The sequence below is a fragment of the Aeromicrobium phragmitis genome (assembly GCF_003674095.1).
Classification (GTDB): Bacteria; Actinomycetota; Actinomycetes; order Propionibacteriales; family Nocardioidaceae; genus Aeromicrobium; species Aeromicrobium phragmitis.
In genome coordinates this window covers 1-359 of the sequence record NZ_RDBF01000186.1, presented here as the reverse complement: position 1 = coordinate 359, position 359 = coordinate 1, and the positions used below count along the sequence as shown (strand labels likewise).

Here is a 359-nt window from a genome sequence, read left to right as displayed (position 1 = left end):
GAACTGCAGGACCTCGTTGTAGATGGCCGCGGACAACCCGCCCAGGGCGGTGTAGCTCAGCACGATCGCCGCGGCGACGACGAGCGAGACCCACAGCGACCACCCGAGCAGACGATTGACGATCGTCGCGAGCAGGAACAGGTTGATGCCGGCGATCAGCAGCTGGGCGATCGCGAAGCTGAGGGCGTTGACGAGGTGCGCGCCCGTACCGAACCGCTTGCGCATGAACTCGGGCACGCTGCGGACACCGGAGCCGTAGTAGAACGGCATCATCACGACGCCGAGGAACAGCATCGCCGGCACCGCGCCCACCCAGAAGTAGTGCGCCGTCGCCATGCCGTACTGCGCGCCGTTCGCCG

General features: G+C 67.1%; 1 protein-coding gene. It reads right to left on the bottom strand.

Features of this window, described 5'->3' with window-relative positions:
* Positions 1-359: sodium:solute symporter family transporter (locus D9V41_RS16895; RefSeq protein WP_424922811.1), on the bottom strand; the 359-nt coding region annotated here is incomplete at both ends.